This is a genomic window from Nocardia grenadensis (assembly GCF_050942415.1).
GTDB classification, from domain to species: domain Bacteria; phylum Actinomycetota; class Actinomycetes; order Mycobacteriales; family Mycobacteriaceae; genus Nocardia; species Nocardia grenadensis.
This window is the reverse complement of the sequence record NZ_CP192054.1, coordinates 4269224-4294946: the sequence shown is the minus strand read 5'-3', so window position 1 is coordinate 4294946 and position 25723 is coordinate 4269224. Positions and strand designations below refer to the sequence as shown.

The window sequence follows — 25723 nt, the reverse complement described above, 5'->3', positions numbered from 1 at the left end:
GGTCGGTATGGCCGTGCCCGAAGAACGCGGTGCTGCCGAGGCGACGCCACCTCCCGAGCGGCACACCCCGGAATGGGTTGCGACAGGGCGCGAACTGCTCTCCGCCTCCGATGTCGGCCGCACGGTCGCGCGGATCGCGCATCAGATCATCGAACGCACCGCCCTGGATTCGGGCGATCCCGCTACGCCCCGGGTGGTTCTCATCGGTATCCCGACCCGCGGCACCACCCTCGCGCATCGGCTCACCGCCAAGATCGAGGAATTTTCCGGAGTCCGACCCGCGCTCGGTTCGCTCGACATCACGCTCTACCGCGACGATCTGCGTACCAAACCGCATCGGCCGCTGGAACGCACCTCGGTCCCCGAGGGCGGCATCGAGGACGCGCTGGTCGTGCTCGTCGACGATGTGCTGTTCTCCGGGCGTACGGTGCGCTCCGCTCTGGACGCGCTGCGCGATCTGGGCCGGCCGCGTGCCGTCCAGCTGGCGGTCCTGGTGGACCGTGGCCACCGCGAACTACCGATCCGCGCCGATTTCGTCGGCAAGAACGTGCCCACCGCGCGCACCGAGGACGTCTCGGTGCTGTTGTCCGAACACGACGGCCGCGACGGGGTTTTCCTGCATCAGGGAGAGGGACAGTGAGACATCTGCTGACGGTGACCGACCTGGATCGCGCCACCGCCACCGGGTTGCTCGACGAAGCCGAACGATTCGAACAGGCGCTGCTGGGTCGCGAAGTGCGCAAACTCCCCACCCTGCGCGGGCGCACGGTGATGACGGTCTTCTTCGAGAATTCCACCCGTACCCGGGTCTCCTTCGAGGTCGCGGGTAAGTGGATGAGTGCCGATGTGATCAATGTGAGCGCGAGCAGCTCCTCGGTCGCCAAGGGGGAGTCGCTGCGCGATACCGCGCTCACCCTGCACGCCGCGGGTGCCGACGCGCTCATCGTGCGGCATCCCGCCTCCGGCGCGGCCCATCAGATCACCCGCTGGTTCGAGGACTGGTCGCGGCAGTCGGGCAGTTCGGTCCCCGCGGTGATCAATGCCGGTGACGGCACCCATCAGCACCCCACGCAGGCGCTGCTGGACGCGCTGACCCTGCGGCAGCGGCTCGGTGATATCGCCGGTAAGCGGGTGGTGATCGTCGGCGATATCCTGCACAGCCGGGTGGCCCGGTCCAATGCGTTCCTGCTGTCCACGCTCGGCGCGGAGGTGGTGCTCGTCGCGCCGCGCACGCTGCTGCCGGTGGGCGTCGAGGGCTGGCCGGTGCGGGTCTCGACGGACCTGGATTCCGAACTGCCCGGCGCCGACGCCGTCCTCATGCTGCGGGTCCAGGCGGAGCGGATGAACGGCGGATTCTTCCCGTCGGCCCGCGAGTACTCGATCCGCTACGGCCTCTCGGAACGGCGGCTGGCGCTGCTCGACGAACAGGCGGTGGTGCTGCACCCCGGCCCGATGCTGCGCGGTATGGAGATCGCGTCGTCGGTGGCCGATTCGCCGCGCGCCGCCGTATTGCAACAGGTGACGAATGGAGTCCATATGCGGATGGCGGTGCTGTTCCGCCTGCTGGTCGGCGTGCAGGAGGCCGCGGCGTGAGCGAGTCGGGCCCGGAGTCGGCAGCGGAGCGTAACCACGGCGGACCCTCGCGCACGCCCCGAGAACACAGCGTGAGCGAGTCGGGTGACACCGTGCTGATCACCGGAGTGCGGCTCTACGGCGAGGGGGAACCGGTGGATGTGCTGATCACCGACGGGGTGATCAGGCGGATCGGGACCGGCCTGCCGGCCGAGGATGCCGAAATCGTCGACGGCGCCGGGCAGGTGCTGCTGCCCGGATTCGTGGATCTGCACACCCACCTGCGTGAACCCGGCCGCGAGGATACCGAGACCATCGAATCGGGGTCCGCCGCCGCGGCGCTGGGCGGCTACACCGCGGTCTTCGCCATGGCCAACACCTCGCCGGTCGCCGATACCCAGGTGGTCACCGACCATGTGTGGCGGCGCGGGCAGGAAGTCGGGCTGGTCGACGTGTATCCGGTGGGTGCGGTGACGGTGGGCCTGGCCGGTGCGCAGCTCGCCGAAATGGGCACCATGGCCACCGGCGCGGGCGCGGTGCGCATGTTCTCCGACGACGGGCACTGCGTGCACGACCCGCTCATCATGCGGCGCGCGCTGGAGTACGCCCGCTCGCTGGGCGTACTCGTCGCGCAGCACGCGGAGGAGCCGCGACTCACCTCCGGTGCGGTGGCGCACGAAGGACCGACGGCGGCCCGGCTGGGTCTGGCGGGGTGGCCGCGAGCCGCGGAGGAGTCCATTGTCGCGCGCGACGCGCTGCTGGCCCGGGACGCGGGCGCACGGGTCCACATCTGCCACGCTTCCACAGCCGGCACCGTGGAATTGGTGAAATGGGCGAAAGCGCAAGGTATTTCGATCACCGCCGAGGTCACGCCGCATCATCTGCTGCTGACCGACGCCCGCCTGGAAACCTATGACGCGGTGAACAAGGTGAACCCGCCGCTGCGCGAGGGCTCCGATACCGAGGCGCTGCGGCAGGCGCTGGCGGACGGCACCGTGGACTGTGTCGCCACCGATCACGCCCCGCACGCCGAACAGGACAAGTGCTGCGAGTTCGCCGCGGCCCGGCCCGGGATGCTCGGCTTGGAAACCGCCTTGTCCATCGTGGTGGAGACCATGGTGCGGCCCGGTCTGCTGGACTGGCGCGGGGTCGCCCGGGTGATGAGCGAACGGCCCGCCGAGATCGTCGGCCTCGACGATCAGGGCCGTCCGATCGCCGAGGGCGAGCCCGCCAACCTGGTACTGGTCGACCCCGAGGCCACCTGGACCGTGCAGGGCGAAGATCTCGCGAGTATCGCGAGCAACACTCCCTATCAGGCGATGACACTGCCGGGACGGGTCACCACCACGCTGCTGCGCGGCCGGATCACCGCCCGCGACGGAGTGGCCGCCGCCCCCGCGGGGGTACGAGTAGGAGAGCGCTGATGGAGCGGACACTGTGGGTTATCGGCTGCCTGCTGCTGTGGGCACTGTTCGTCTATCTGATGTACCGGGGCTGGCGTAACCGTGCCGCCCGGCAGGCCGACCGTATCGGTGACCTGCCTCCGGTACCGGCGGAGACGGGCGCGCAGGTGCTGGACCCGACCACCGGCCTCTACCTCGGCAGCACCATCGCGCCGAGCTGGCAGGACCGGATCGCGGTCGGTGACCTCGGCTTCCGCGCGACCGCGGAGCTCACCCGCTTCGAACACGGAATTCTGCTGGAACGGCAGGGCGCGTCCGCGATCTGGATCCCGGAGGAATCCATCTCCGCGATCCGCACCGAACGCGGACACGCGGGCAAGGTCATGAGCGAGGGCGGCGTCCTGGTGATCCGCTGGACGCTGCCGTCCGGGACCGAGATCGACACCGGGTTCCGCGGCGACGACAAAACGGTGTATCCGGCCTGGGCGCGGGCAACGACGGGAGACGACGAGAAATGACGACAACAACGGCCGCAGCCCTGGTTCTGGAAGACGGACGGGTCTTCCGCGGGACCGCCTACGGCGCGGTGGGCCAGACCCTCGGCGAAGCGGTGTTCTGCACCGCCATGACCGGGTATCAGGAAACCCTCACCGATCCCAGTTATCACCGGCAGATCGTGGTGGCCACCGCCCCGCAGATCGGCAATACCGGCTGGAACGACGAGGACGACGAATCGCAGCAGATCTGGGTCGCGGGCTACGCGGTCCGCGATCCCGCGCGCCGCGCCTCGAACTGGCGGTCCAACGGCACCCTGCCGGGACAGCTGGAAGAGCAGAACATCGTCGGTATCGCCGGCATCGACACCCGCGCGGTGGTGCGGCATCTGCGCAGCCGCGGCTCGATGAAGGCGGGAATCTTCTCCGGCCCGGCGCTCGCCGATACCGAGGAACTGCTCGCGCGGGTCACCGGCCAGCCGTCCATGCTGGGCGCCGATCTCGCCGGTGAGGTCAGCACCGACCGGATCTACACCGTGGAACCGGAGGGCACTCCCCGGTTCACCGTGGTCGCCGTCGACCTCGGGATCAAATCCAACACGCCGCGGATGTTCGCCGCCCGCGGTATGCGGGTGCATGTGGTTCCGTCCTCGACGAGCCTGGACGAGATTCTGGAACTGAAACCCGACGGCGCGTTCCTGTCCAACGGTCCGGGCGACCCGGCCACCGCGGACACCGCCGTCGCCCTGACCCAGGGCATCCTCGACAAGGGACTGCCGCTGTTCGGTATCTGCTTCGGTAACCAGATTCTGGGCCGGGCACTGGGCCGCGGCACCTACAAGATGAAATTCGGGCACCGGGGAATCAATATCCCGGTCGTCGAACACGACACCGGCCGTATCTCCATCACCGCGCAGAACCACGGGTTCGCGCTGGAGGGGGAGCGCGGCGAACAGTTCGACACCCCGTTCGGCAAAGCCGAGGTCAGCCATGTCTGCGCCAACGACGGCGTCGTGGAGGGGGTGCGCCTGATCGACGGCCGCGCCTTCTCCGTGCAATACCACCCGGAAGCGGCCGCCGGGCCCCATGACGCCGCGTACTTGTTCGACCGGTTCTCCGGTCTTATGGAGGGAGCCTGATGCCACGCCGTACCGACCTCGAACACATTCTGGTCATCGGTTCGGGCCCGATCGTCATCGGTCAGGCGTGTGAGTTCGACTATTCGGGCACCCAGGCGTGCCGGGTGCTGCGCGCCGAGGGATTGCGCGTCTCGCTGGTCAACTCCAATCCGGCGACCATCATGACCGATCCGGAATTCGCCGATTCCACCTACGTGGAACCGATCACCCCGGAATTCGTCGAAAAGGTCATCGAGAAGGAACGTCCCGATGCGCTGCTGGCCACCCTCGGTGGGCAGACCGCGCTGAACACCGCCGTCGCGCTGCACGAGCGCGGCGTGCTGGAGAAGTACGGGGTCGAGCTGATCGGTGCCGATTTCGATGCCATCCAGCGCGGTGAGGACCGGCAGAAATTCAAGGACATCGTGGCGCGGGTCGGCGGGGAGAGCGCCCGCTCCCAGGTCTGCTACACCATGGACGAGGTCCGTGAAACCGTCGCGGAACTGGGCTTCCCGGTCGTGGTGCGGCCCTCGTTCACCATGGGCGGGCTCGGTTCCGGAATGGCCTACGACGATACCGATCTCGACCGGATCGCCGGCGGCGGCCTGGCCGCCTCACCGACCGCGAATGTGCTGATCGAGGAGTCCATCCTCGGCTGGAAGGAATACGAACTCGAGCTGATGCGCGACGGACGCGACAATGTCGTGATCGTCTGCTCGATCGAGAATGTGGACCCGATGGGGGTGCACACCGGCGACTCCATGACCGTCGCCCCCGCCCTCACCCTCACCGACCGCGAATACCAGAAGATGCGCGATCTCGGTATCGCCATCCTGCGCGAGGTGGGAGTGGACACCGGCGGCTGCAATATCCAGTTCGCGGTGGATCCCGCAGACGGCCGCCTCATCGTCATCGAGATGAACCCGCGCGTCTCGCGGTCCTCGGCGCTGGCCTCCAAGGCCACCGGTTTCCCGATCGCCAAGATCGCGGCCAAACTGGCCATCGGGTACACGCTCGACGAGATCGTCAACGACATCACCAAGGAAACCCCGGCCTGTTTCGAACCCACCCTCGACTATGTCGTGGTGAAGGCGCCGCGATTCGCGTTCGAGAAGTTCCCCGGCGCCGACCCCACCCTGACCACCACCATGAAATCGGTGGGCGAGGCCATGTCGCTCGGCCGCAATTTCGCCGAGGCGCTCGGTAAGGTGCTGCGCTCGCTGGAAACCAAAGCGGTCGGGTTCTGGACGGCCGCCGACGGGAAATGGGCACCGGCCTCCACCGATCAGGCCGATATCGACGCCGCGATCGCGGAGATCCTGGCGGATCTGCGCACCCCCACCGAAGGCCGGATCTACCAGGTGGAACGCGCCCTGCGGTTCGGGGCGGGCATCGAGGACGTCGCCGCCGCCTCCGGGATCGACCCGTGGTTCGTCGCCGAGATCGCCGGACTGGTGGACCTGCGCACGGAACTGCTGGAGACTCCCGTCCTGGACGAATCGCTGCTGCGGCGGGCGAAGTACCAGGGCCTCTCCGATCGCCAGATCGCCGAACTGCGGCCGGAACTGGCCGGTGAGGGCGGCGTGCGGGCCCTGCGGCACCGGCTCGGGGTGCGACCGGTGTTCAAAACTGTCGATACCTGTGCCGCCGAATTCGAGGCCAAGACCCCGTACCACTATTCGGCCTACGAACTCGACCCAGCGGCCGAATCCGAGGTCGCCCCGCAACCCGACCGCGACAAGGTGATCATTCTGGGTTCCGGGCCCAACCGTATCGGCCAGGGCATCGAATTCGACTACTCGTGCGTCCACGCCGCGCAGACGCTGTCGGCGGCCGGCTACGAGACCGTCATGGTCAACTGCAACCCGGAAACGGTGTCCACCGACTACGACACCGCCGACCGCCTGTACTTCGAACCCCTCACCTTCGAGGACGTGCTCGAGGTCTACCACGCCGAATCCGAGTCCGGCACGGTCGCGGGGGTCATCGTGCAGCTCGGCGGGCAGACCCCGCTGGGGCTCGCGGAACGCCTCACCGCCGCCGGGGTGCCGGTGGTCGGTACCAGTGCCGCCGCCATCGACCTCGCCGAGGACCGTGGTGAATTCGGTGACGTGCTGATCGCCGCCGGGCTGCCCGCCCCCAAGTACGGTACCGCCACCACCTTCGAGCAGGCCCGTAAGATCGCGGCCGAGATCGGTTATCCGGTCCTGGTGCGCCCCTCGTACGTGCTGGGCGGCCGCGGTATGGAGATCGTGTACGACGAGCAGTCCCTCGAGGGCTACATCTCCCGTGCCACCGAACTCAGCCCCGAACATCCGGTGCTGGTGGACCGGTTCCTGGAAGACGCCATCGAAATCGACGTGGACGCGCTCTGCGACGGCGACGAGGTCTTCCTGGGCGGTGTCATGGAACATATCGAGGAAGCCGGTATCCACTCCGGCGACTCGGCCTGCGCGCTGCCGCCGATCACCCTGGGCCGCAGCGATATCGAGGCGGTGCGCCGCTCCACGATCGCGCTGGCCAAGGGGATCGGCGTCAAAGGTCTGCTGAACGTGCAGTACGCGCTGAAGGACGATGTCCTCTACGTCCTCGAGGCCAATCCGCGCGCCAGCCGCACCGTTCCGTTCGTTTCCAAGGCCACCGCGGTACCGCTGGCCAAGGCGGCCGCGCGGATCATGCTCGGCACCACCATCGCCGAACTCCGCGCCGAGGGCATGCTGCCCGAGGGCGACGGCGGGCATGTCGCACTGGACGCTCCGGTGGCGGTGAAGGAAGCGGTGCTGCCGTTCCACCGCTTCCGCAGTCCCGACGGGAGCCAGGTGGATTCGCTGCTCTCCCCGGAGATGAAATCCACCGGAGAGGTCATGGGCATCGACGCCGACTTCGGTACCGCCTTCGCCAAGAGCCAATCCGCGGCGTACGGGTCGCTGCCCACCGAGGGCACCGTGTTCGTCTCCATCGCCAACCGGGACAAACGCGCCATGGTGTTCCCGGTGAAACGCCTGCACGATCTCGGCTTCCGTATCCTGGCCACCGCCGGAACCGCGGAGATGCTGCGCCGCAACGGGATCCCTTGCGAGCAGGTCCGCAAACACTCGGATCCGGTCTCCCCGGCGGGCGGCAGCCACACACCCCCGCAGCCGTCCATCGTGGACCAGATCCGCGACGGGGAAGTCGATATGGTCTTCAACACCCCCTACGGCAACTCCGGCCCCCGAGTGGACGGCTACGAGATCCGCAGCGCCGCGGTCGGGGTGAACATCCCCTGTATCACCACGGTCCAGGGCGCCGCGGCAGCCGTCCAGGGCATCGAGGCCAGTATCAACGGCGGGCTGGGCGTGCGGTCGCTGCAGGAACTGCACTCGGCGCTGCGCGGCTGAGGGCGCGGGCGATGACGACCACGACGTTCGGTGAGCGGCTGGCCGCCGCCATGAACACCCACGGGCCGATCTGTGTCGGGATCGATCCCCATCCCGCCCTGCTCGGCGCCTGGGGCCTGTCCGAGGACGCCGCCGGGCTCGAGGCCTTCGCCGAGCGCTGCGTCGAAGCCTTCGACGGAACGGTGGCGGTGGTCAAACCACAGGTCGCCTTCTTCGAGGCCTACGGCGCCGCGGGGATCGGGGTGCTCGAACGCACCATCGAGGTGCTGCGCGCCTCGGGCACCCTGGTGCTGGCCGATGCCAAACGCGGCGATATCGGCTCCACCATGGACGCCTACGCCCGCACCTGGCTCGCCGACGGTCCGCTGGGCGCGGACGCGGTCACCGTATCGCCCTACCTGGGCTTCGGTGCCCTCCGTCCCGCCCTGGAGCTGGCCCACACCAACCACCGCGGCGTGTTCGTCCTGGCCGCCACCTCCAACCCCGAAGCCGCCCAGATACAACAGGCGACGGTCGGTGGCCGCACCGTCGCGCAGACGGTGGTCGACGACGCCGCCCAGCTCAACCCCGCCGGGCAGCCGGGGTCGGTGGGAGTGGTGGTCGGCGCCACACTCCCCGAGATCCCGGATCTCACCATGCTCAACGGGCCGGTCCTGCTCCCCGGGGTCGGGGCGCAGGGCGGCACCGCGGAGAAGGTCCGGGCACTGCTGCCGCGCCCACTGTGGCGGGCGGCGGTACCGAATGTCTCCCGGGATGTACTCCGGGCGGGACCCTCGGTCGAAGCGCTGCGCAGCCGTCTGGCGGAGTTCCAGAAGGAGTTCGCCTTCCTCCGGTGAAGGGGGTGCCGTGCGTGCACGAGACGGGGTGTGGGCTTCGCGTGAGGGTGCGTAACGGGCTTGCCCGTGCAGGCCGCGGCGTGGGCCTGTTTGTGACGGCGTGGTGGCCGTTTTCGTAGGGGAGAAGTGGGCTTGCACGTGAAGGCAGATATGTGGGCTTGTTTGTGAAGGTGCTGTGTTTTTTGGCGGCGCCTTCGGCGCCGCGGGGTTGAGGCCTCCTTGGTCTCGCCGTTTCGGCCTCGAGATTCGCGGCTCCGCCGCATGCACTTCGAGGCCGAAACGGCGAGACGGGCCTCAACCTTTTGAGGTGTCTCGCAGAACTCGACGCATTCGGGTTGTGTCGGAACTCGAGGCCTGGATCGGGTGCCGACGAGACGCCGGAGTGTGCCGCATCCGATACTCGGCTCCGTTCCGGATGATTCGTGTATGCCCACCCGGCCATCCGCTGTACGCTGTACATATTCGGACGATACGGGCGCCTAATGGGTTGTCTCGCGGGGTCCGGGAGAGCCCGTTTTTTGTTGCCGGAGCCGCTTCCGCTCACTCGGCAGGGGCTCCGGCGAAAATTTCCCAGAAAATTCCTGGTAGGGCGGCTGAGAGGTAGCCAGCGGGTCCGGCGGAAGTGTGGTTATCGCGCCGCTACTTCGGTTTGGGCACGAAAAGCCGCTGATGGCAGGCTGTTTCGTGCGCGAGGGGGTGCGGATCACAGTTACGGCAAGCAGGGATGCGGGCGAGTCGGCAAGGGGGCGATACCGGGTCCGATTCATGCCCTGACCTGGGGGGTGGGTTCGCAATCCGGGGGCGTCGTGGGTACGGTCGCTGAGACTGCCGGGTAGTTCGGCAGGTTTTGATGCAGGAATGATGAGACGGAGGAACCGTGGCCCTTCCCCAGCTGACTGATGAGCAGCGCGCCGCTGCTCTGGAGAAGGCGGCTGCCGCTCGCCGTGAGCGGGCAGAACTCAAGGATCGCCTGAAGCGCGGCGGCACCGACCTCAAAGAGGTCCTCGGCCAGGCCGAGAGCAATGAGATCATCGGCAAGATGAAGGTGCGCGCACTGCTGGAAGCCCTGCCCAAGGTCGGCAAGGTCAAGGCCGAGGAGATCATGAACGAGCTCGAGATCGCGCCGACCCGCCGGCTGCGTGGTCTCGGTGACCGGCAGCGCAAGGCGCTGCTCGCCAAATTCGATCTCGGCGCCTGACACCCTCGGTGATCGAGAACATGACGAAGGGTCGGCTGGTTGTACTGGTCGGCCCCTCGGCCGTGGGCAAATCCACCGTGGTGCGATGTGTCCGCGAACGGCTGCCGGAACTGGTTTTCAGCGTCTCGGCGACAACACGGGACCCGCGTCCCGGTGAAGTCGACGGTCGTGATTACCGGTTCGTCAGCCGGGCCGAGTTCGACGCGATGATCGACTCCGGCGATCTGCTCGAATGGGCGGATATCCACGGCGGGTTGCAGCGGTCCGGTACGCCGGCCGCGCCGGTGCGCGCCGCGTTGTCGGAGGGGCGGCCGGTGCTCATCGAGGTCGATCTCGAAGGTGCACGTTCGATCCGGCGGGTAATGCCGGAGGCCGTGCTGGTGTTCCTCGCGCCGCCCAGCTGGGAGGAACTGGTGGACCGGCTGCGCAGCCGCGGCACCGAATCGCCGGAGGTCATCGAACGCCGCCTGGCGACGGCACGGGTGGAACTGGCCGCACGTGACGAGTTCGACACTGTGATCGTGAACGACACCGTGACCAGCGCCTGCGCGCAGTTGGTATCGTTGTTCGTCAGCACGAATTCCAATTCGTAGCCAGTTGCGCGGCCGGAGAGCCGCCGCGCAGCCGAGCCACCGACCCCGCAGGAGCTTCCTCAGTGAGCAGTACGGATACCGCTACGCCCGCCTACGACACCCCGGTCGGCCTCACCAATCCGCCGATCGACGAACTGCTCGACCGCACCTCGTCCAAGTACAGCCTGGTGATCTACGCGGCCAAACGGGCCCGCCAGATCAACGACTACTACAACCAGCTGGGTGACGGGATCCTCGAATACGTCGGCCCGCTGGTGGAGCCGCTGCCCCAGGAGAAGCCGCTGTCGGTGGCGATGCGGGAGATCCACAGCGATCTGCTCGAACACACCGAAGGTGAATGACCCGTTAGCCGGGTGATGGGCCGATAGGGCAGGAGGCGCGCTATGGCGCGGGTAGTTGTCGGGGTGGGCGGCGGAATCGCCGCGTACAAGGCATGCGCGCTGGTGCGGCGGTTCACCGAGACCGGCCATACCGTCCGGGTGATTCCCACCGAGGCGGCACTGCAGTTCGTGGGCACGGCGACCTTCGAGGCGCTGTCCGGCCATCCCGTGCACACCGGGGTCTTCTCGGATGTGCCGGAGGTGCCGCATGTGCGGCTGGGCCAGGAGGCCGAACTCGTCGTCATCGCGCCCGCCACCGCGGACCTCATGGCGCGGGCCGCGCACGGGCGGGCCGACGATCTGCTCACCGCGACCCTGCTCACGGCCCGATGTCCCGTGCTGTTCGCGCCCGCCATGCACACCGAGATGTGGGAGCACGCGGCGACCGTCGCGAATGTGGCGGCTCTGCGCGCGCACGGCGCCACCGTGATGGAGCCCGCGTCCGGTCGGCTCACCGGTACCGATACCGGTCCGGGCCGTCTGCCCGAACCCGAGGAGATCTTCGGTCTCGCGTCCCTGCTGCTCGAACGCCCCGACGCGATCCCGCGGGACCTCGTGGGCAGGCGGGTGGTGATCACCGCGGGCGGCACCCGGGAACCGCTGGACCCGGTCCGTTTCCTCGGCAACCGCAGCTCCGGTAAACAGGGGTACGCGCTCGCCAGGGTCGCCGCTCAGCGCGGCGCCCAGGTCACGCTCATCGCCGGCAACACCATCGAGATGGCACCGCCGGCGGCGGTCGAGCTGGTCCACATCACCACGGCCGAGCAGCTGAAAACCGCGGTCGACAAGCACGCGGTCGGCGCCGACGCGGTGATCATGGCCGCCGCCGTCGCCGATTTCCGGCCCGCCACGGTGGCCGCCGCCAAGATCAAGAAGGGCAAGGACGAGCCCGACACCATCGCCCTGGCCAAGAACGAGGACATCCTCGCCGGTCTGGTCCAGGAGCGTCGGGAGGGCCGGTTGCCCGGAACGGCCATTGTCGGATTCGCCGCCGAAACCGGCGACGCGGACGGCGACGTCATCACCCACGCGCGGGCCAAACTGGCCCGTAAGGGCTGCGATCTGCTGGTGGTGAACGCGGTGGGCGAGGGTAAGGCGTTCGAGGTCGACACCAATGACGGCTGGCTGCTGCGCGCGGACGGTAGCGAACAGGCGCTGGACCACGGATCCAAAGCGCTGCTGGCCAGCCGCGTCCTCGACGCGCTGGGCCCCCTGCTGAGCTGAGCCCCGGCGCTGAGCTGAGCCCCGGGCGGCCCGGCGAACCGCGGGATCCGTCTGTCGGCACGGCCGTGGCGCGGCGAGAGACGCCCACCGGGGGCATGAACGCGATACGATCCAGCCCGCTCGGGGGTGCGCGTGCCGGGGAGCGAACACCGCGGTCGGAAACCCGTCCAGGATGGTGTCCAGAACCCCAATCACGCCGCCCGTTCTAATAGTCTGGGAGTCCAGGGGCGTGACCGGAGCCGTGCGCTACGGTCCCTCCGGACACGAGTAACCGTTGAGGAAGAGGGAAACTGTGCGCACGTCCGGTAGCCGGCTATTCACCAGTGAGTCCGTGACCGAGGGTCATCCGGACAAGATCTGTGACGCCATCAGCGATTCCATCCTCGACTCACTCCTGGCCCAGGATCCCCGCAGCCGGGTCGCCGTGGAAACCATGGTGACCACCGGTCAGGTGCACGTCGCGGGCGAGGTCACCACCGAGGCATATGCGGATATTCCGCATATCGTCCGGGAAAAGATCCTCGAGATCGGATACGACTCCTCGGCAAAGGGATTCGACGGCAACTCCTGCGGTGTCAATATCGCGATCGGTGCGCAGTCGCCCGATATCGCGCAGGGTGTCGACACCTCCCACGAGGCGCGGGTCGGCGGTTCCGACGACGAGATCGAACAGCAGGGCGCCGGTGATCAGGGCCTGATGTTCGGTTACGCCAACACCGACACCCCCGAACTCATGCCGCTGCCGATCGCGCTGGCCCACCGGCTGTCGCGCAAGCTCACCGAGGTCCGCAAGACCGGTGTGCTGCCGTATCTGCGGCCGGACGGTAAAACCCAGGTCACCATCGAATACGACGGTGACAAGGCGGTACGGCTGGACACCGTGGTGCTGTCCACCCAGCATGCCGCCGATATCGATCTCGACAATCTGCTGGCCCCCGATATCCAGGAGAAGGTCGTCGACGCGGTGCTGGCCGATATCGCCATCCCCGACCTGGACATCTCCGATATCCGCCTGCTGGTGAATCCCACGGGCAAATTCGTGCTCGGCGGCCCGATGGGCGATGCCGGCCTGACCGGCCGCAAGATCATCGTCGACACCTACGGCGGTATGGCCCGCCACGGTGGCGGCGCATTCTCCGGTAAGGACCCTTCGAAGGTCGATCGCTCGGCCGCCTACGCCATGCGCTGGGTCGCCAAGAACGTGGTCGCCGCCGGTCTGGCGGACCGGGTAGAGGTGCAGGTCGCGTACGCGATCGGCAAATCGGCGCCGGTCGGGCTGTTCGTGGAGACCTTCGGTACCGAGAAGGTCGATCCGGCCCAGATCTCGTCGGCGATCACCGAGGTGTTCGACCTGCGCCCGGGCGCGATCATCCGGGACCTGGATCTGCTGCGCCCGATCTACGCGCCGACCGCCGCCTACGGGCACTTCGGCCGCACCGATATCGATCTGCCCTGGGAGCGCACCGACCGCGCGGACAAGCTGCGCGCCGCGGCCGGACTGTAAGTTCCACGTCCCGCGTGGATCGACCGCCCACCGACACCCCCGCCGACCCCGCGTCGACGGGGGTGTCGGCCGAGTCGGGGCCGGCACGGCGCCGGGGCGCTCGCGTGAAGAAGGCCGCGACGGCGGCCCTGGGACCGGTCGAGCGCCCGATCGCCCGGGTGCTGCCGCTGCTCACCCCCGCACACCTGGACCGTGATTTCGACTATCTGGTGCCGCCGGAGCTCGACGATATAGCCCGCCCCGGTGTGCGCGTCCGGGTCCGGTTCGCGGGGCGGCTGGTGGACGGTTATCTGCTGTCCCGGCACGCCGAATCCGATCACCCGGGCAAACTGGTCCGGTTGGAGCGGGTGGTATCGGCCGAACAAGTACTCACCCCGGAGATCCTGCGACTGGCGACGACCGTAGCGGCCCGGTGCGCCGGGACCCGTGCCGATGTGCTGCGCCTGGCGATTCCGCCGCGGCATGCGCGGGTGGAGAACGGGGGGCCGGCGAAGAAGGGCGCGGCGACGGACGACCCGACCGTGCCGACGACGTCCGGGGCCGTGGGGCCGGACGCGGCGCCAGAGTCGAGCGTGAATGACGAGCCGGGCACGGACCCGGGGTTGCGTCCCGATGCCGGGACGGGTACGGAGACCGTATCGGGTACGGAAACCGAGTCGGGCACGGAGACCGGAATGGGCACCGACGCGGGTACACACGCCGAGGCGGGTGCGTCGCGTCGCCTCGGTCGAACGGCCGGCTCGGGCGATGCGGCGGTGCCGTTGCGTGTGGTCGATGGGCCCGGAGCCGCCGCGGCGCCGGAGGCCGCCGATTCGTCGGTGCGCGGCTCGGATACCGGCGGCGCGGGGGCGCGGGAGGCGGGCCGTTCCGAGACGGCGGAACGCACGGCGCCACCCACGGGAGTGGATACCGGCGCCTGGCGCCGGTACCGGCACGGGGATGCCTTCCTGACCGCACTCGCGAGCCGCCGGGGCCCCCGGGCGGCGTGGCAGGCACTGCCGGGAGAGGACTGGGCGCGGCGATTGGCCGAGCTCGCGGCGGTAGTGGCCGCGGACGGCCGCAGCGCGATTCTGATGGTGCCCGACCAGCGCGACCTCGACCGGGTGCTGCGCGAATGCGAACGGCTGGTCGGGGATTCGGCGGTCGGATTGTCGGCGGGTCTGGGCCCGGCGGCCAGATACCGGCGCTGGCTGGCCGTGCTGCGCGGAACCGCGCGTGTGGTGGTGGGGACCCGCAGTGCGGTTTTCGCACCCGCCGCCGACCTGGGCCTTGTCGCGATCTGGGACGACGGCGACGATACCTATGCCGAACCCCGCGCCCCCTACCCGCATGCGCGCGAGGTCGCCATGCTCCGTGCCCACGACACCGGCGCCGCCTTCGTGGCGGCCGGGTTCGCCCGGACCGCCGAGATCCAGTCCGTCGTGGACACGGGATGGGCCCATGATCTGCTCGCCGACCGGGCGACCTTACGGGCCGCCGCACCGCGGATCAGCGCCCCGGGGGACAGCGATGCCGCGCTCGAACGCGATCCGATGGCGCGCGCGATCCGGATCCCCGCCGCCGCCTTCGCCGCGGCCCGCAAGGCGCTCGCCGCCGGGGCCGGGGTGCTGGTGCAGGTGCCGCGGCGCGGGTATGTTCCGGCGCTGGCCTGCACGAGATGCCGCACACCCGCCCGTTGCCGGCGGTGTGTGGGGCCGCTGTCCTTGCCAGGGTCGGATCGTCCCGCCGGTGACCAGAGTGCGGCGCACAGCCCGCTCTGCCGCTGGTGCGGGCGCACCGAGGCGGCGTTCCGTTGCCCGGCCTGCGGGGGCCGGGCGTTGCGTGCCGTGGTCATCGGTGCGGTGCGTACCGCCGAAGAGCTCGGCAGGGCGTTCCCCGGGGTGCCGATCCGCGGGTCCAGCGGTGCGGCCGTACTGGACACGGTGCCGCCCGGACCCCAGGTCGTGGTGGCCACTGTCGGCGCCGAACCGTTGCTCGCCGGTGGTTACGGTGTGGGGCTGCTCCTGGACGGGTGGGCGCTGCTCGGCCGCGCCGATCTACGCGCCGCGGAGGACGCCCTGCGCCGATGGTTGAGCGCCGCGGCCCTGGTGCGGCCCGATGGTGAAGTGCTGGTGATGGCCGATCCCGCCGTGCCGACCGTTCAGGCGCTGCTGCGCTGGGATCCGGCGGGGCACGCGGCTGCCGAACTGGCGCAGCGCACCGAGGTCGGATTCCCGCCGGCGGTACGGATGGCGGCGGTCGACGGCACTCCGGACGGTATCGCCGGTCTACTCGCCGCCGCCGAACTCCCGGCGGCGGTGGAGGTGCTGGGTCCGGTGCCGCTACCGGCTGCCGCGCGGTTGCCCTCCGGCGCGCGCGGCGACGGCCCGGGTGTCGAGGTCGAACGGGTGCTGCTGCGTACACCGCGAACGCATGGCGCGGCGCTGGCGCGGGCACTCACCGCGGCGCAGGCGATCCGGAGTAGTCAGCGGGCGGAGTCGCCGCCGCGGGTTCAGATAGACCCGCTGGAAATCGGCTGACCCACGCGAGCCGGGCCGTGTAGTGCCCCGCCCCGGACCCGCGCGGCAGACCGCGTGCACAGGTCCCCGGCGCCGCCGAGGCCACTGCGTGAGCGGGCGGTATCGACGTACCGCTCCGGTATTCGCGGACGATCCGGTCGCTCGCGGATGCACCCGTCGATCCGACGGCCGCCCGGAGCGGTCGGCTCGGCGGTCCGCGGCGTCCCGGGACGATCCAGGAACTAATCGAGCACACGGTTGCGTTGGATAGATTGTCGATATATCGTCGATGCTACACAAACCGATCGAGTAGCTCAGGAGGTTGCTATGGAGAACATCGAGAACGCAGAATTCCGCCGGGGTCGTGGGCGTCGTGGGCGCGGCCCGCGTCCGGGTGGCTTCGGTCCGGGCGGTCCCTTCCGGCACGGCGGCCCGCCCGGCGTCGGTCCGGGCTTCGGCGGGGACTTCGGTCCCGGTTTCGGCCCCGGATTCGGCCCCGGATTCGGGCCGGGTTTCGGACGTGGGCGCGGCCGGGGTGGCCGGGGCCGGCGCGGTGACGTACGGGCGGCGATCCTGCTGCTGCTCGCCGAGCGACCCATGCACGGTTACGAGCTGATCCAGCAGATCCGCGAACGTAGTGACGATCTCTGGCGGCCCAGCCCCGGGTCCATCTATCCGGCGCTGTCACAGTTGGAGGACGAGGGTCTGATCACCATCGAGAAAGTCGCCGGCCGAAAGACCGCGCAACTGACCGAGACAGGTACCGCTCACGTTACGGAGAACCGGGCCGACCTCGGGGACCCGTGGGCCGAGGTCAAGGAAGGGGTCGGCGCCCACACCAGCGATCTGCGGGCCCTGATCGGACCGCTCATGGGCGCGGTGGCGCAGGTCGCGGCGGTGGGCACCCCCGAGCAGGCGGCCAAGGCGGCCGAGGTGCTCACCGATGCCCGGAAAGCGTTGTACCGCATCCTCGCCGGAGACGACGACTCCGGAAAGTAACGGGGTGATCAAGACCTCCGGCCCCGGTTTTCCGTCCGGCCGGCAGGGTAGAAGATTGTGTTGTGAAACAATTTCGATGGCCGATGGGGCGGGACGGTTCACAAACCGGCAGGCGTGTCCTGCGGGCGGTGACCGTGGCTGTCGCATTGGCTGGGTCGGTGTTGCTCGCGAGCGTCGAGAGCACCGCCCAGCCGGCCGGATACCTTCCCGCGTCGGTCCCCACGGATCCCGCGCCACCGCAACCCGACCAGCTGGGAGCGGTGCTCTATATGAAATCCCATCCGGACGCGGTGCCGCGCGGCGTCAACGATTTCGGTTGTGTCCCGGACGCGGCCCATCCGCGACCGGTGATCCTCGCGCACGGCACCGACGCGAGCGCCTACACGGACTGGTCGGTCATCGGGCCGCAGCTCGTGGACCACGGCTTCTGTGTCTTCGCGCTGAACTACGGCGGTAAACCGGGCGCCGGCACCTACGGCACCGAGGACATCGTGCTCAGCGCCTACCAGATCGCGCAATTCGTCGACGAGGTACGCGCCGCGACGGGGGCCCGGCAGGTCGATCTCGTCGGTTTCTCCCAGGGCGCCAATGTCACCCGCTACTACATCAACAAACTCGGCGGTGCACCCGACGTCGGCAACTGGGTCGGCCTGGCCTCACCCACCTACGGTGGGGTGCTGTACGGCCTGGTCCCGGTTGCCGAGCAACTCCCGGGTGCGATGGATCTGGCGACCCGGGCGGTCTCCGTGGCGGCGGTCCAACAGGTGCAGGATTCGCCGTTCATGCGGGCACTCAACGCGGGCGGCGACACCGTGCCCGGGGTTCGCTACACCACGGTCGGCAGCCGGGTCGACGAAGTGATCCAGCCGTTCGGCAATATCGCTCTGCGCGGCCCGGGGGCGCACAACATTGTCCTGCAGGACCGCTGCCCGGTCGATCTCACCGGGCATTTCCACATGGTCTACGACCCGTATGTGTTCCAGCTGCTGTTCCAGATCCTCGACCCCGCCCACGCTCCCGAACCGGTATGTGTACCCGTACCGCTCGGCACCGGTATCCCCGAGGTGATCATCGGCGGCAATATCTGATTCCGGCGCCGCGGTCCGGGGCCGACTGGCCCCGGCCACGAATATCCACCATCCGGGGGACCGGGGGTATGCGCGCGCTTCGGCCGTATCGGGCCGGCCGGCCGGAGTGGAGCGCAGGTGTGGGCGGACGGCCTGAACACGGTCCGGCCGGGCTACCTAGAATGAAACCTTCCTGCCCTGCCACCTGTCTTCGGGAGCTACCGTGACCGTCCAGTCCGTCCGCCTCTTCGGCGATCCGATCCTGCGAGCCCGCGCGGCGGAGGTCACCGAGTTCGGCCCCGAACTGCGGCAGCTGGTGACCGATCTGACCGACACCATGTACGACGACGGTGGCGTGGGGATGGCGGCGCCGCAGATCGGTGTCGGTCTGCGGGTGTTCGTCTACGACACCCGCGACGCCCGCGGGCATCTCGTCAATCCGAGCTGGACCGCGCTGGACGAGGAGGAACAGATCGGCCCGGAGGGTTGCCTGTCGATCCCGGGAGTCAATCACGATACGAGGCGGGCCATGCGGGTGCGGGCGACCGGTGTGGATGTGGACGGCAACCCGGTCGAATTCGAGGCCGAGGGGCTGCTGGCGCGCTGTGTGCAGCACGAAACCGATCATCTGGACGGCACGCTGTTCATCGATCGGCTCGATCCCCCCGACCGGAAGCAGGCCATGCGCACCATCCGTGAATCCGACTGGTTCATCGCCGGGCTCACTGTCCGGCCGAGCCGCGCCCTCGCGGAGCGGGACCACTGATGCGGATCGTTTTCGCCGGTACCCCCGACCCGGCGGTCCCGTCACTGCGCCGGCTCCTCGACTCCCGGCACGAGGTGGTCGCCGTGGTGACGCGGCCCGACGCCGTCGCCGGACGCGGCCGCAAGCTGAAACGCTCACCGGTCGGGCGACTCGCCGACGAACACGGCATTCCGGTCCTCACCCCGGGTAAGCCGGGCGATCCCGAATTCGTGGAGGCACTCACGGAATTGGCGCCGGATTGCTGCCCGGTGGTCGCCTACGGCGCGCTGCTACCGCCTCGGGTGCTCGAGATCCCGAAGTACGGGTGGATCAATCTGCATTTCTCGCTGTTGCCCGCCTGGCGCGGCGCGGCGCCGGTGCAGGCCGCCATCGCGGCCGGCGACGAGATCACCGGCGCGTCCACCTTCCGGATCGAGACCGGTCTGGACACCGGACCGCTCTACGGCGTGGTGACCGAGCGGATCGCGGTCACCGATACCGCGGCCGATCTCCTGGGCCGACTGTCCGACAGTGGCGCGGCGCTGCTGGAGCAGACGCTCGACGGTGTCGAGGACGGCACCCTGCAGGCGATTCCACAACCGGCGGACGGTGTCTCCTACGCACCCAAGATCACCGTCGAGGCGGCGCAGGTCCGCTGGGATCAGCCCGCGTTGGCCGTCGGCCGCGCCATCCGCGCGGTGACCCCGTTCCCCGGAGCCTGGACCACGGTCGCCGGGAACCGTCTCAAACTGGGCCCGGTGGAACTGGTCGAAGAGGTGCTGCCCGAGCGGCAGATCGAGGTGCGCAAAACCGGTGTGCTCGTCGGCACCGCCACCACCGCGGTGCGGCTGGACCAGGTGCAGCCGCAGGGCAAACGGATGATGGCGGCACTCGACTGGGCGCGCGGTGCCCGGCCGGCGCCCGGCGCGGTGGTCGAATGACCGGCTCGGGTGGAGACCGGCCCCGGGGCTTCCGGCGCCACGCCGAACCTCGCGCGGCCGAATCCGGTGCACCGCGGAACGAATCGCCCGAGCGCCGGGACGATTCCGGGCCGGGTGGCCGTTCGGCCGGGACCGGCTCGGGCCGGCGGCCGGACGAACCCCGGCAGGATCGGCGCGAGGGCGGTTCTCGCGGGGGCGACCGTGCGTCCGGGACCGCGCCGGACCGGCGTCCGGGTGGTTTCCGCCGGGGTGCGGATGATTCCCGGCAGAGCGAGCGGTCGGACACGACCCGGCAGGACCAGCGCTCGGCGGGTTTCCACCGGGGCGAATCGCCGGCCGGATCCCGGGAGGATCGGCGCGAGGGCGGTTCCCGTACCGACCGGCGTCCGACCGGCGATCGTCCGGACCGCACCACCGGTTCCCGCCGCGATCGTCCGGCGGGGACATCCCGGGGCGATTCCGACGGCGTCACCGGGCCCCGTCGACGCCGGGATCGGCCCGAGTTCAGGGGCACCGCCGAGTCCGGTGGGGACCGCGGCCAGCCGCGGCACCGCGGGGCCGAGCCCGGTCGCGGCGCGGGCGGCGGCCGCCCCGATCGAGAGACCGGTGCGGGCCGTGGCCGCCGCCCGGCCGGATCGTCGGACCGGCCCGGCCGGAGTGGCGCCGCGGGCCCGGATGCCGCCCGGAAAGGGGCGGGTAACAGCCGGGACGACCGGCGCCGGGGGCCGGCGCCGCAGAGCCGCGGCGCGGGCAGACGGCCCGACGGCCCGGGCCGGGAGCGGCCCGGCCGGGGTGATCGTGCCACGCGCACGTCGGCGGATCCGGCGCGCACCGTGGCGCTGGAGACCCTGCGCGCCGTCCGCGAACGAGACGCCTACGCCAACCTGGTGCTGCCCGGACTGCTGCGCGAGTACCGCGTGGAGGGACGGGACGCGGCCCTGGCCACCGAACTCGGTTACGGCGCCTGCCGGGCCCTGGGTGTGCTCGACGCGGTGATCGCCGACTGCGCGGGACGTGGGATCGACGAGATAGACGGCTCGCTGCTGGACATCCTGCGCCTCGGCACCTACCAGTTGCTGCGCACCCGGATCGAACCCCACGCCGCGGTACACACCGCGGTCGAACTCGCCCGTGCCGAATCCGGCACGGCGCGTTCCGGTTTCGTCAATGCGGTGCTGCGCCGGGTCGCCGAGCGGAGTCCGCGGGAGTGGATCGAAAGGCTCGCCCCCACCGATCCGATCGGCCGGATGGCCTTCGAATACGCCCATCCGACGTGGATCGCGCAGGCATTCGCCGACGCACTGGGCGCGGACGCGAGTGAACTGCCGGAGCTGCTCGCCGCCGACGACGCCCGGCCGCTGGTGCATCTGGTGGCGCGTCCCGGCGATATCACCGCCGAGGAGCTCGCGCTGGTCACTGGCGGTGAGGAGGGCCGGTGGTCGCCGTACGCGGTGTATCTGGAGGGCGGTGACCCGGGTGCGCTGGAACCCGTGCGAGAGAACATGGCCGCGGTCCAGGACGAGGGCAGCCAGCTGGTGGCCCTGGCGCTCACCCGCGCCCCGCTACACGGCACAGACGGCGGTCGCTGGCTGGACCTGTGTGCGGGTCCGGGCGGGAAGACGGCGCTGCTCGGCGCGCTGGCCGATATCGACGGTTACCGGATCGACGCGGTGGAGCCGGCCCGGCACCGGGCCGAACTGGTCCGCACCGCGACGCGCGGGCTGCCCGTGCAGGTGCATATCGCCGACGGCCGTGACAGCGGCCTGACCGCCGGCTACGACCGCGTCCTCGTGGATGCCCCGTGTACCGGTCTCGGCGCGCTGCGCCGCCGCCCTGAGGCCCGGTGGCGGCGGACCCCCGGCGATATCGCCGACCTGATCGCCCTGCAACGCGAACTGCTGACCGCGGCCTGGGACCTGGTGCGCCCCGGTGGTGTGGTGGTGTATTCCACCTGCTCACCCCATCTACCGGAAACCGTTGCCGTGGTGGCGGATACGGTTCGCCGTACCGGCGCCGAACAGCTCGACGCCCGTCCGCTGCTCCCCGGGGTCACCGGTCTCGGCGCGGGCCCGGCGGCCCAGCTGTGGCCGCATCGGCACGGGACCGACGCCATGTTCGTGGCCGCGCTGCGCAAACCGGCGTAACCGCCGGGCGCAGGCGCGACGGATTTCCGGACCTGCCGCGTCCGCGCCCGGCACACTGTCGCTATGGGTATCACCTGGGCGCATGTGGTTCGGATGGCCACCGAGCTGCCGGAGGTCACCGAAGCCACCTCCCACCGTACCCCGGCTCTGAAAGCGGAGAGCAAGAGTTTCGCACGGTTGCGCACGGAAGCCGAGGGCGGTCTCGCGCTGCGGTGCGAGATGGTGGAGAAGGAGGCGCTGCTGGCTTCCGGCGACCCTGCCTTCTACACCACCCCGCACTACGACGGCTACCCCTACATCCTCATCGACCTCCACCGCGTCGATCCCGGGCAGTTGCGGGAACTGCTGGACGCGGCCTGGTGGCTGGTCGCGCCCGCTCGGTTACGGCGTGCCCGCGAGCGCGATCTCTGACCGTTCTCGCGCTCACCGGGGTCGTCGTGGGGCGAGCCCGGCCCGCGGCGGGTGCCGCCTATACGGCGTGGACTTTCACCCAGGTGCTGTTGACCGCGGCATTACCGGAGATACGGTCCACCTGTTCCGGATCGTGCAGCAGATTCACATTCGCGCCGGGTACCGCGGCCGCGACAGTCCAGCCGACACCCGGTTCGCCGTGACCCCAGCCGTGCGGGATGGCGACCGTGCCAGGCCGGATCTCGTCACTGATCTCCACCGGCACCACGATGGAGCCGATGGGTGAGCTCACCATGACGCGGCCGCCGTCGGTGAGTCCGCGAGCGGTCGCGTCCTGCGGATGCATGAGCGCGGTGCAGCGGTCGCGGCCCTTCACCATCGAGGGCATATTGTGCAGCCAGGAGTTGTTGCTGCGCAGATGACGCCGGCCGATGAGCCGCAGATCGAACCCGAGGTCGCGGTCCACGCCGCCCGCGCGCGCCTCGTCGAGGAGCCGGCGCGCCTCGGTGACGAACTGCCGTGGCGCCAGGTGCACTTTGCGGTCGGGGGTGGCGATGAGCGAATGCAGCCGCGGTTGCAGCGGCCCCAGGTCGATGCCGCCGCGGGCGGCGCGCACCTTCTTCACGGTCACGCCCTTACGGCCCCGGCGCAGTACGCCGTGCGGGCCGACCGCGATACCGACGGCCGCGGCCCGCAGCGGGCTGACCCGGGCGAAGACCGCGTTGAGGGCGCGGCCGGTGAGCGAGCGCAGTGGAAGCGGCAGGATCTCGGTGGTCAGCCGCGCCATGATCTCCCAGTCCTCGAGCCCCTCCTGCTCGGGCGCGACCGCTCGGGCGTTGAAACGAATATTGTTGTGCACACTGAACATGGTGAGCAGGATGTCGAGATCCTCGCGTTCCAGCGGCGACAGCGGCGGCAGGATGATGTCGGCGTGCCGGGTGGTCTCGGTGACGTACATGTCCACGGCCACATAGAAATCCAGCGAACCCAGTGCTTCGTCGAGCTGTCCGCGCTGCGGGGTGGACAGTACCGGGTTGCCCGCGTAGGTGATCATGGCGCGGATCCGGTCCGGGCCGTCGTCGAGGATCTCCGAGGCCAGCGCGGCCACCGGCAGTTCGAACCGGAACGATCTGTACTTACCGGAGCGGTCGGTCCAGGCGCCGTAGAACGGTGACACCCGGCGCGCCAGCGGCAGCAGGTCCACGGCCGGGGTGGCATACATCTGACCGCCCGGGCTGTCGAGATTGCCGGTGATCGCGTTGATGGTGTTGACCAGCCAGTGGGTGACGGTGCCGGTCAGCGTCTGGCACACCCCGATCCGCGCGTACATCACCGCCGATCTCGCGGCCGCGTGCTCCCGGGCCAGCCGTCGGATCGTCTCGGCGTCCACACCGGCGTAGGGTGCGGCGTCCTCGGGCGAGAACCCGGCGACCAGTTCGCGCAGCTCGTCCAACCCGGCGCACTGGGTGCGGACGGCGGTCCGGTCGCACAGATCCTCGGTGATCAGTACGTGCAGGACGGCCAGCAGCAGATAGGGGTCACCACCCGGCAGGACCGAGACGTGCTCGTCGGCCAGCCGGGCGGTCTCGGTACGCCGTGGATCGATCACCACGACCTTGCCGCCGCGGGCGCGCACCTCCTTGATCCGGTCGCGGGCGCCCGGCATGGTGGTGACCGATCCGTTGGAGACCGCCGGATTCGCTCCGATGATCACCATCCGGTCGGTGCGGTCGATATCGGCAATGGGCATGAGGAAATTCGACCCGTACATCTGCCAGGCCACGAATTCCTGCGGGAACTGGTCGATCGAGGAGGCCGTGTAGAAATTGCGGGTCATCAGTGCCATGCGCAGCGCGAAGGCGTACATGATCGCCGAATTGTGGGCGGCCGGATTGCCCAGGTACATGCCCACCGAATGCGGTCCGTGCTCCCGGCGCACCCGGCGCAGGCGCTCGCCGATCTCGCGGAAGGCCTCATCCCAGCCGATGGGCTCGAATTTCTCGCCGACGCGGCGCACCGGGGTGCGCAGCCGGTCCGGATCGTCGTGCAGGCCCGCCATGGCGGTGGCCTTGGGACAGATGTAGCCCTTGGACAGCACATCATCGGGATTGCCTTCGACCCTGGCCACTTTCGTGTCCTCGACGGTCACCAGGATGCCGCAGTGCGCTTCGCACAGGGTGCATTGCCGGGCGATGGTTTCCGCGGTCATAACTCACATCACCTTCCGCCGCGTCGTCGTCGACGCGCGACCCGCAGGAGCGCCGGATTACGGGCTGATCCGGCTGATCGGTTGCTGGAGGGAGAAAAGCGGGCTCCCGGAATGGTCGTTTGAGATAAATTCCCACTCATACTCTCAAGGGTGAGGGTAGACCGAACGGCGAAGCGGGCACAACAGGTGCGGCGATTACTCCCGGGACGACTGATCGCGCAACCGGGCCAGGGTCTTGGCGAGAATGCGTGACACGTGCATCTGCGAAATACCCATTTGCTGTGCGATCTGCGTCTGGGTCATCGACTCGAAGAACCGCATGGTGAGAATCCGCCGCTCGCGCTCGGGCAATCCCGCCAGCAGCGGCCGGATCGCCACGTACTCCTCGACGCGGTCGAACTGCGCTTCCTCTTCACCGAGAGTGTCCAGCAGGGACGCGTCCGTATCGCGTCCCACCGAGGCGGCGTCGATCGATGTCGGCTGATAGGCGTTACCGGCGATCACGGCCTGGGTCACCTCGTCGGGGTCGACATCCAACTCGGCGGCGATCTCCTTGGCCGTCGGCGAACGGCCCAGCGACTGCGACAGCGAATCCACCGCGGCACCGATCCGCAGATGGGTCTCCTTGACCCGCCGCGGTACCCGCATCGCCCAGGTGTTGTCCCGGAAATACCGGCGTACCTCGCCCATGATCGTGGGCACCGCGAACGACAGGAAATTCGAACCGCGCGAGATATCGAAACGGTCCACCGCGTGTACCAGACCCACCCGGGCCACCTGGGTCAGATCGTCGAACGGTTCGCCGCGGCCACTGAACTTCCGGGCGATATGGTCGGCCAGCGGAATGCAACGCGCGATCAACTCATTGCGCAGTGCCGCCTGCTCCGGCGAATCCGGTTCGGCAGCGGCGAGCCGGCCGAACAGATCCGCGACATCGTCGTATCCGCCCGCCGAGGACGAGTTCTCCAGCTCCTCACGGGTTTCGGTATCGGCCTCGGCGTCGGCTT

At 69.5% G+C, this 25723-nt stretch carries 21 protein-coding genes; 19 read left to right on the top strand and 2 right to left on the bottom strand.

Going from position 1 to position 25723, the window contains the following annotated elements:
* The first annotated feature begins 7 nt into the window (after positions 1 to 7).
* The 19 genes from pyrR (at position 8) to ACQPYS_RS19450 (ending at position 22507) form a co-directional block, all read left to right on the top strand.
* On the top strand, positions 8 to 640 hold the full coding sequence (gene pyrR, locus ACQPYS_RS19540) for a bifunctional pyr operon transcriptional regulator/uracil phosphoribosyltransferase PyrR (protein ID WP_063039959.1): 633 nt from the start codon (positions 8 to 10) through the stop codon (positions 638 to 640).
* A complete protein-coding gene (locus ACQPYS_RS19535; protein ID WP_063039957.1) occupies positions 637 to 1593 on the top strand; it encodes an aspartate carbamoyltransferase catalytic subunit in 957 nt (318 codons plus the stop codon). The genes pyrR and ACQPYS_RS19535 overlap by 4 nt, the downstream gene beginning before the upstream one ends.
* 71 nt (positions 1594 to 1664) lie before the next feature.
* Positions 1665 to 2996 (top strand): dihydroorotase, encoded by a 1332-nt coding sequence (locus tag ACQPYS_RS19530; protein WP_433490409.1) that lies wholly within the window; start codon positions 1665 to 1667, stop codon positions 2994 to 2996.
* Positions 2996 to 3493 (top strand): hypothetical protein, encoded by a 498-nt coding sequence (locus tag ACQPYS_RS19525; protein ID WP_063039953.1) that lies wholly within the window; start codon positions 2996 to 2998, stop codon positions 3491 to 3493. The genes ACQPYS_RS19530 and ACQPYS_RS19525 overlap by 1 nt, the downstream gene beginning before the upstream one ends.
* Positions 3490 to 4608: a glutamine-hydrolyzing carbamoyl-phosphate synthase small subunit gene (carA, locus tag ACQPYS_RS19520; protein ID WP_431939618.1), complete on the top strand. Its 1119-nt coding sequence runs from the start codon at positions 3490 to 3492 to the stop codon at positions 4606 to 4608. Before ACQPYS_RS19525 ends, carA begins: the two co-directional genes overlap by 4 nt.
* Positions 4608 to 7967 carry a carbamoyl-phosphate synthase large subunit gene (carB, locus tag ACQPYS_RS19515; RefSeq protein WP_431939617.1) on the top strand — a complete coding sequence of 1120 codons (3360 nt, stop codon included), beginning with the start codon at positions 4608 to 4610 and terminating at the stop codon, positions 7965 to 7967. The genes carA and carB overlap by 1 nt, the downstream gene beginning before the upstream one ends.
* An 11-nt stretch (positions 7968 to 7978) precedes the next feature.
* Positions 7979 to 8803: an orotidine-5'-phosphate decarboxylase gene (gene pyrF / locus ACQPYS_RS19510; RefSeq protein WP_063039946.1), complete on the top strand. Its 825-nt coding sequence runs from the start codon at positions 7979 to 7981 to the stop codon at positions 8801 to 8803.
* Positions 8804 to 9680: 877 nt separating this feature from the next.
* Positions 9681 to 10001 carry an integration host factor, actinobacterial type gene (mihF, locus tag ACQPYS_RS19505; protein WP_030521477.1) on the top strand — a complete coding sequence of 107 codons (321 nt, stop codon included), beginning with the start codon at positions 9681 to 9683 and terminating at the stop codon, positions 9999 to 10001.
* A 20-nt stretch (positions 10002 to 10021) separates the two neighbouring features.
* Positions 10022 to 10594, top strand: a complete 573-nt coding sequence (gene gmk / locus ACQPYS_RS19500) for a guanylate kinase (RefSeq protein ID WP_431940351.1) — start codon at positions 10022 to 10024, stop codon at positions 10592 to 10594.
* A 62-nt stretch (positions 10595 to 10656) separates the two neighbouring features.
* Complete coding sequence (rpoZ, locus tag ACQPYS_RS19495) at positions 10657 to 10935, top strand: DNA-directed RNA polymerase subunit omega (protein ID WP_030521475.1); 279 nt, start codon at positions 10657 to 10659, stop codon at positions 10933 to 10935.
* A gap of 42 nt (positions 10936 to 10977) precedes the next feature.
* Complete coding sequence (gene coaBC / locus ACQPYS_RS19490) at positions 10978 to 12198, top strand: bifunctional phosphopantothenoylcysteine decarboxylase/phosphopantothenate--cysteine ligase CoaBC (RefSeq protein WP_431940350.1); 1221 nt, start codon at positions 10978 to 10980, stop codon at positions 12196 to 12198.
* Positions 12199 to 12490: 292 nt separating this feature from the next.
* The gene (gene metK / locus ACQPYS_RS19485) at positions 12491 to 13702 is read left to right on the top strand and encodes a methionine adenosyltransferase (RefSeq protein WP_433490408.1); all 1212 of its coding nucleotides are present in this window, start codon (positions 12491 to 12493) and stop codon (positions 13700 to 13702) included.
* A 104-nt stretch (positions 13703 to 13806) separates the two neighbouring features.
* Entirely contained in the window at positions 13807 to 16221 is a 2415-nt protein-coding gene (locus ACQPYS_RS19480) for a primosomal protein N' (RefSeq protein WP_433490407.1), read from the top strand.
* A gap of 306 nt (positions 16222 to 16527) precedes the next feature.
* Complete coding sequence (locus tag ACQPYS_RS19475; protein WP_433490406.1) at positions 16528 to 17199, top strand: PadR family transcriptional regulator; 672 nt, start codon at positions 16528 to 16530, stop codon at positions 17197 to 17199.
* Between the two features lie 134 nt (positions 17200 to 17333).
* Positions 17334 to 18287 carry an esterase/lipase family protein gene (locus ACQPYS_RS19470; protein ID WP_433493081.1) on the top strand — a complete coding sequence of 318 codons (954 nt, stop codon included), beginning with the start codon at positions 17334 to 17336 and terminating at the stop codon, positions 18285 to 18287.
* Positions 18288 to 18489: 202 nt separating this feature from the next.
* Positions 18490 to 19032, top strand: a complete 543-nt coding sequence (gene def / locus ACQPYS_RS19465; RefSeq protein ID WP_063038941.1) for a peptide deformylase — start codon at positions 18490 to 18492, stop codon at positions 19030 to 19032.
* On the top strand, positions 19032 to 19952 hold the full coding sequence (gene fmt, locus ACQPYS_RS19460) for a methionyl-tRNA formyltransferase (protein WP_063038939.1): 921 nt from the start codon (positions 19032 to 19034) through the stop codon (positions 19950 to 19952). The genes def and fmt overlap by 1 nt, the downstream gene beginning before the upstream one ends.
* 833 nt (positions 19953 to 20785) lie before the next feature.
* Positions 20786 to 22096 carry an RsmB/NOP family class I SAM-dependent RNA methyltransferase gene (locus ACQPYS_RS19455; protein ID WP_431940346.1) on the top strand — a complete coding sequence of 437 codons (1311 nt, stop codon included), beginning with the start codon at positions 20786 to 20788 and terminating at the stop codon, positions 22094 to 22096.
* A gap of 63 nt (positions 22097 to 22159) precedes the next feature.
* On the top strand, positions 22160 to 22507 hold the full coding sequence (locus ACQPYS_RS19450; protein ID WP_433490405.1) for an MmcQ/YjbR family DNA-binding protein: 348 nt from the start codon (positions 22160 to 22162) through the stop codon (positions 22505 to 22507).
* A 58-nt stretch (positions 22508 to 22565) separates the two neighbouring features.
* On the opposite strand, the gene ACQPYS_RS19445 is transcribed toward ACQPYS_RS19450, so the two are convergent.
* Together ACQPYS_RS19445 and ACQPYS_RS19440 are read right to left on the bottom strand one after the other, a co-directional pair.
* Positions 22566 to 24716, bottom strand: coding sequence for a molybdopterin oxidoreductase family protein (locus ACQPYS_RS19445; protein ID WP_433490404.1), 2151 nt, complete (start codon positions 24714 to 24716; stop codon positions 22566 to 22568).
* 195 nt (positions 24717 to 24911) lie between these two features.
* Positions 24912 to 25685 (bottom strand): SigB/SigF/SigG family RNA polymerase sigma factor, encoded by a 774-nt coding sequence (locus tag ACQPYS_RS19440; protein WP_431940362.1) that lies wholly within the window; start codon positions 25683 to 25685, stop codon positions 24912 to 24914.
* Between the last annotated feature and the right edge of the window lie 38 nt (positions 25686 to 25723).

What these genes read in the sequence shown, in the direction of transcription:
- fmt (WP_063038939.1), top strand. Translation starts at nt 19,032, where the DNA reads ATGCGGATCGTTTTCGCCGGTACCCCCGACCCGGCGGTCCCGTCACTG.
- ACQPYS_RS19475 (WP_433490406.1), top strand. Translation starts at nt 16,528, where the DNA reads ATGGAGAACATCGAGAACGCAGAATTCCGCCGGGGTCGTGGGCGTCGT.
- pyrR (WP_063039959.1), top strand. Translation starts at nt 8, where the DNA reads ATGGCCGTGCCCGAAGAACGCGGTGCTGCCGAGGCGACGCCACCTCCC.
- ACQPYS_RS19445 (WP_433490404.1), bottom strand. Translation starts at nt 24,716, where the DNA reads ATGACCGCGGAAACCATCGCCCGGCAATGCACCCTGTGCGAAGCGCAC.
- gmk (WP_431940351.1), top strand. Translation starts at nt 10,022, where the DNA reads ATGACGAAGGGTCGGCTGGTTGTACTGGTCGGCCCCTCGGCCGTGGGC.
- carA (WP_431939618.1), top strand. Translation starts at nt 3,490, where the DNA reads ATGACGACAACAACGGCCGCAGCCCTGGTTCTGGAAGACGGACGGGTC.
- ACQPYS_RS19450 (WP_433490405.1), top strand. Translation starts at nt 22,160, where the DNA reads ATGGGTATCACCTGGGCGCATGTGGTTCGGATGGCCACCGAGCTGCCG.
- coaBC (WP_431940350.1), top strand. Translation starts at nt 10,978, where the DNA reads ATGGCGCGGGTAGTTGTCGGGGTGGGCGGCGGAATCGCCGCGTACAAG.
- pyrF (WP_063039946.1), top strand. Translation starts at nt 7,979, where the DNA reads ATGACGACCACGACGTTCGGTGAGCGGCTGGCCGCCGCCATGAACACC.
- carB (WP_431939617.1), top strand. Translation starts at nt 4,608, where the DNA reads ATGCCACGCCGTACCGACCTCGAACACATTCTGGTCATCGGTTCGGGC.
- ACQPYS_RS19525 (WP_063039953.1), top strand. Translation starts at nt 2,996, where the DNA reads ATGGAGCGGACACTGTGGGTTATCGGCTGCCTGCTGCTGTGGGCACTG.